Origin of the sequence: Enterococcus sp. BSD2780061688st2 D3, assembly GCF_005844145.1 — a bacterium.
Classification (GTDB): Bacteria; Bacillota; Bacilli; order Lactobacillales; family Enterococcaceae; genus Enterococcus_B; species Enterococcus_B durans.
This window is the reverse complement of the sequence record NZ_SPHN01000041.1, coordinates 1-5,322: the sequence shown is the minus strand read 5'-3', so window position 1 is coordinate 5,322 and position 5,322 is coordinate 1. Positions and strand designations below refer to the sequence as shown.

The following is a 5,322-nucleotide window of genomic DNA, read 5'->3' as shown; positions in this document are numbered from 1 at the left end:
TTGTGGTTAAAAACATTGTACCGTAAAAGGGCTGTTACATGGCCTTTTATCTTTTACACAATTATATGGACTTTATCTTATATCAATTAAAAAGATATATATTTAATTAATTATGGTTGATAAAATTATTGTTATCAGGCTGTTTACTTAGTATTTTATTCAAATCTTTCACACTAAGCTTATGGTTATCAAGAATCGCTAAAACCTGTTCTGCTTCTAAATCTCTAATTTGCTTTGTTAGTTTTTCTAGCTTATATTGATCTTCTTGAATCCTCTTTTCAAGCTTTGTTGCTTCTTCTTTCTTCTGCTGAATACGTTCTGTTAAGCTCTTTCTTGCCATCAGAAATCATCTCCTTTTGACATAACTAATGTTTTTATTTTACTTATATCTGTACCTACATAACGCTGCTTAAGGGAAATGATTGTAGGAACGGAAGTCAAACCATACTCCTTAATATAACGTTTATTTTCTTTGTTATTCATGTTAACAAAAGTTAAGTCATGGTATAAAAAATTGTGACGTATCAGGTAAGGCATGATCTTTTCACAGTCTCTACAATCGTTTCTGTAGAAAACTATTTTCTCTTGATTTGATTCATCTAAATAGACTGGATCATTTTGTGCTTCTATATATTTGATATAAGAATGATCTGCTAAAAATATGATAGACACAGTAAAAATTAAGACACAAATAGAAAAAATTTTTTTATTCAATCATATCTCCCCTTAAAACTGACCCCAAGCTTTGTATTTTAGTCAATTTCTTCGCATGAATATCATACTGAACAGTATAGATTTCTGAATTTTTAAACCAGTCAGTTTCTCCTAATTTGCTTTCATAGTCAACAATCAAAAGACCAGTAATAGTTTTTTGGTTAATTAATGAACCACTATATATCTCTAAATTATCTAATCGAGAACTCACATTATTAGAATCTCCATAAGTTAGCTGATTCTCCGAAAATTTCTTATACAACTCTTCAGAAATCAAATCTCTTACGTTTTCCTTACTTTCTTTGTATGTTTTGGGATCATAATTAAATCTTGACTTAAAGTATTTAGTAGCAATGTTTGTAAATTCTTTGTAGACATCACCATCTTTATTGACTATTTGTGTTTCAATCATTTTATTATTTTCATCTTCAAGTTTACTAATTCGGCTCTTTTGGTCTTTCGTTTCTCTTTTTAAAATATCGTTTTTCTTTTCTAAAGCAGCTATTTTAGAATTTGCAGTTTTTACAGTTAACTCTTGCTTAATATTTAATCCAATGGATAAAGAAAATACTGATACGATCAATACAAATATAGTTATAGTAGCTGATTTTCTGTTGAGCAAAGTACTTCCTCCCCTCTAATTATTTTTTTATAGGACGTGCTAATACAACATCGCCACCATCTAATAAGCTCATAAAGGACGTACCAAAAGCTTCAATATTTACACTATCGCCATTTCCACCTTCTTGAATGATTTTGGTATCTTTACCTCTCCACTTTTCAGTCAAAATTCCTGTGTGTCCATTACTACCTGCTCCAGCGCCTTGATTAACAATAACAATATCGCCTGCTTTTGCTTCTGTCTCTGAAATTTGCTTCAAATATTGGTGTGATCCTCTAGCGTCACTTGCCATTGATCCAGTAAACCATTGCATATTTGCAGGTACTTTATACCCAGCTTTATTTAAAACTAGCCAAACAAAACCAGAGCAATCAGTTCTTCCATTTTTATTAGGATTTTTTAAATCTGTTCCTAAATCAGGAGCAGGGTGTATCTGATCATAGTGAAACCAACCTAGCCAACTCTTAGCAATTTCCATAATATCGCCACCATCAGATTCTAAATCACAAGTAAGCGTATTTAATTCGCTATCCGCACCATTACTAATGGTACCTTCAGCAATTGGATCACTCGTCCCTAAAGTTGCGTACCAATGATCAGCATAAGAGTTTCTTTGATCCAAATACCATTGGCTAGAGTCTTGAGATAATCCTTCAAACTTCATGACCCACTCCTTGCATGCTTCATGAACATCTGTCATTGCTAATATTTTTTTGCTAGATTGATAATATGAATTATTTAATTCAGATAACAGAAATTCTACTTGAACACCTAAATCTGTTTCCTTCTTTCCTTTTTTGTGTGCAAATTCTTTTAAAGAGGTTAAACGAGAACCTAACCACTGGGCAATTCCTGTCGCACCTGAGCTTGGATTAACTGCACTTGGATTCAATTGAGATTCAAATTGCATAGCTCCTAATGCTCCAGAAATCCCTTGAGGGGTGGATTCAGGTATTTCTTTACGAATAATTGAGTAAATACTTTTAGCATTTGACTCTATATCTTTGGTAGTTATATTGTCATAGTTAGCACTAGTATCACAGTCGCCTGCTCCGAAATTAAAAATGTTAACAGTTGAAATTACAGCCGTAACAATTGATAATATAAGCACTGCTAAAGTTAGTGGAATCGCTAATTTAGCAATGAGTGCTTTTGCTACTTCTTTTGATAGAACTTGTTGAACTCTACGTATGCCTATTTCAGCAATTCTTTGTGTATATTTGTAACTTGATTTACCAAATTTTGTTAGTGCTTTACTACTTTTTTTAGCAGTATTTGCTGCTTTTTTTGTTTTTTTAGCACCACTGATACCTGTATCAATGAAATCTTTTAATTGAATCGCTTCATTAATCCCTTGAGATTCTGAATCACCTCTAAACTCTTGGATTTCATTTATTACTGTATCTTTTGCAGCTTTGCTTGTGTTTACGAGACCTTTTTTACTTCCTTTTTTAACAACAGTTAAAACTTCTTTTTTTGAAGCCTTTGTTTGAATCAATTCTTTACTTTTTTTAGTAACTTTAGTTGTAGTTTTAGCCACTGTTTTTGTTGCCTTAGTGCTATTTTTTATCCCACGTCCTATTGTTTTACTCGTTTCTAATTCAGCAGTTGCATTCCCCTGTTCAACACCATTTTTTTGTGCTTTAGAGTTAACATCTTTGACTACATTTTTTGCTGAATCTTTTTTTATTAAATAGGAAGTGCCCCGACTACTTTTTATTTTTCTACTATGATTAGCTTTCTTAGCTCGTTTTGTATGGTCAGTAGATACAATTTTTTTCTTAAACTGATTATTATCTCGATTTACTACAAATTTTTTTGCTGTCCTTTGTTTTCGGATAATCCGTTCTCGAAAATCTGTGTTCATACTGTAGTACCTTGTTCTCTTTGCTCATTTTGATACTTATACACGTCCTCAATCTTAGTTGACATCACTTTATATAAGTTAGTATCTTTTGGAAACTCATCATAAAGTGGAATCATAGAATCGCCCGCATACATCAATCCTGCACCTTCTTTGGCATTCGTAATATATTTTTTCTGACGGCTAGAAATGTGTAACAATTCGCCTAGTCTTTCTCGATCACGTTGGGATTGATTTAACATTAGAACAAAATCACTATTTGATAGCATACGTTCTGCATTTAATGAAGAAAGAAGCGTAGACACATTCTGGGTGATACCTGTAGGAATTGCCCCCCATTTTCTTGCTCTTGACCATAATTCAAAAAAGTAATTCTCTGCGTATTCATTTGAAAAAAGAAGCTGAATTTCATCAATATATACCCATGTCCGACGTCCTGCATTTCGATTACTTGTGATACGATTCCAAATTTGATCTAGAATAATCAACATGCCCATTGATCGCAATTGTTTTCCTAAATCTTTTACATCAAATACGATAAAACGTTTGCTCGTATCAACATTGGTTTGGTGGGAAAACACTGATAATGATCCTTCAGTATAAAGTTCAAGCTCTACTGCTAATTGTCTTGCTTCATCTTCAGGCTGATCCTTAAGAATATTAGAAAAATCTTTTAAAGTAGGCATTCCAGATCCATTTTCAAAATATTTCTTGTAGGCAAATCGGCATGAACGATCAATTAAAGTTTTTTGAGTCGGACTAAGACCAATATTCCCCCCTACCAACATTTCGCAAAGAGATAACACAAAGTCAGTCTTTAAAATGACTGGATCATCATCATCTGCATAGTCATTATTAATTTCCATCGGATTCACATGATTTTTTGATCCTGCGGATATCTGAATAACCTCTCCATTTAAAGCTTCTGCTAAAGGTGTATATTCTCTTTCAGGATCAATTACTATTACTTCAGCATCGGGATCACTCAGTAAAACAGCTGTCATTTCTTTTTTAGTAGCAAAAGATTTTCCACTACCCGGAGTACCTAAAATAAAACCATTAGGAGCTTTTAGTTTTCTTCTATCTAACGTCACTAAGTTTTTTGTTACTGAGTTTAAACCGTAGTATTTCCCATTTGGCTGCATAAGTTCTTGTGCAGTAAAAGGAATAAATACAGCAGTACTAGCAGTTGTTAATGTTCGATGTATAGGGACAAAATTGTTTCCCCATAAAAGCGTAGAGTTTAGACCTTCTTCTTGAAGATAATTTAACTTTGCAAACTCGCAGTCATTTTTCCGACCTGCAGTTAAAATTTGCTCAATTGTGTCATCAAGCTTTCTTTCATCTTTATCAACCGCCATCACTAAAAAAGTAAAAGAAAAGAGCTTTTCATTGTCTCCTTGCATTTGATCCAACAATTCTTGTGCTTCGTCCATACTTCTTCTTAATTCCATTGGTATCAAGTTAGGATCATAATTACTTCTAGCCGCTTTTTTCTGTTCATCAATCTTTTGTTGCTCCATAAATGATAATTTTGTTTTTACTAAATCTAATCCCTTTTGTTGATCTAAAGGCTCAATATGCAAAGTAATCTGTAAATTAGTAGGGATATCTGTGATATTAGTAATTAATTTATCCGAAAGTTCAGCAGGATAATTACGAAGATACAAAACTTGACCGTAATAATCTCCCATCTTGAAACGATCCTTACGATATTTAAAATCAAAACTATCTGGCGCAATTGCTGAATGTGTAGTTAAGCCGCTGAAAAGCAAATCCTCATATTCAAAATGAAGTTTTTTATTGGGACGTAAAATATCATTGACAACCCTTAGGCGCTCAATTCCTGACAGTTCTTCTACTTCACACCCCATTTCGCTAAATTGATCTTCTAAATCGCCTTGAAGTCTATTTAAAGCTGGTATAGCTTGTTCTAAAGTTTTTGCTCTTTGATTAAAAGTAATATATTTTTCTTTTTGTAAACTACTATTCCCATATTTAATCTTATTAGATATCATATGATTCATTTCTTTTCGATATACATCTGTAACTGTCAAGTAGAATTGTGCACTTTTTGCCAGATAACTTTGTGCACTTTTGTTACGTGAAGACTGATTCTCGA

5 protein-coding genes are annotated in these 5,322 nt (G+C 32.8%); all 5 read right to left on the bottom strand.

The genetic code is table 11. The annotated features are described in order from the left end of the window. Positions 1-106 precede the first annotated feature (106 nt). Positions 107-340, bottom strand: a complete 234-nt coding sequence (locus FGQ66_RS14700; protein WP_002332882.1) for a DUF4315 family protein — start codon at positions 338-340, stop codon at positions 107-109. Then, positions 340-714, bottom strand: coding sequence for a thioredoxin domain-containing protein (locus tag FGQ66_RS14695; RefSeq protein ID WP_010722089.1), 375 nt, complete (start codon positions 712-714; stop codon positions 340-342). The genes FGQ66_RS14700 and FGQ66_RS14695 overlap by 1 nt, the downstream gene beginning before the upstream one ends. Continuing rightward, on the bottom strand, positions 707-1,297 hold the full coding sequence (locus FGQ66_RS14690; protein WP_249361106.1) for a hypothetical protein: 591 nt from the start codon (positions 1,295-1,297) through the stop codon (positions 707-709). Before FGQ66_RS14690 ends, FGQ66_RS14695 begins: the two co-directional genes overlap by 8 nt. Positions 1,298-1,355: 58 nt before the next feature. Further along, complete coding sequence (locus FGQ66_RS15895; RefSeq protein ID WP_412766606.1) at positions 1,356-2,528, bottom strand: phage tail tip lysozyme; 1,173 nt, start codon at positions 2,526-2,528, stop codon at positions 1,356-1,358. Between the two features lie 671 nt (positions 2,529-3,199). Continuing rightward, positions 3,200-5,322 (bottom strand): VirB4-like conjugal transfer ATPase, CD1110 family (locus FGQ66_RS14680; protein ID WP_230315322.1); only part of this gene is annotated, 2,123 nt, incomplete at its 5' end.